This is a genomic window from Streptomyces pseudogriseolus, from assembly GCA_002154585.1.
Taxonomy (GTDB): Bacteria; Actinomycetota; Actinomycetes; order Streptomycetales; family Streptomycetaceae; genus Streptomyces; species Streptomyces pseudogriseolus.
In genome coordinates this window covers 1-286 of sequence record MUNG01000463.1, presented here as the reverse complement: position 1 = coordinate 286, position 286 = coordinate 1, and the positions used below count along the sequence as shown (strand labels likewise).

Genomic DNA, 286 nt, shown 5'->3' with positions numbered 1-286 from the left:
CTGCTCACCGAGGCCGCCCGCATCGTCCGTGAGGCCGGCTTCCGCGTCGGCAACATCGCCGTCCAGGTCGTCGGGCCCCGCCCGAAGATCGGCAAGCGCCGCGAGGAGGCCCAGAAGATCCTCTCCGAGGCGGCGGGCGCCCCGGTCTCGGTCTCGGGCGCCACCACGGACGGATTGGGCTTCCCGGGCCGCGACGAGGGCCTGATGGCGGTGGCGACGGCCCTGGTGATGCAACAGGCGTGACCGTCACACGCCCCAGGGGCGCGGGGCTGTGTCGACATGCGGC

1 protein-coding gene is annotated in these 286 nt (G+C 74.1%); it reads left to right on the top strand.

The window, feature by feature from the left end:
* A partial coding sequence (locus tag CCN29_RS36435; RefSeq protein ID WP_442538580.1) for a 2-C-methyl-D-erythritol 2,4-cyclodiphosphate synthase occupies window positions 1–243 on the top strand: 243 nt, incomplete at its 5' end.
* Between the last annotated feature and the right edge of the window lie 43 nt (window positions 244–286).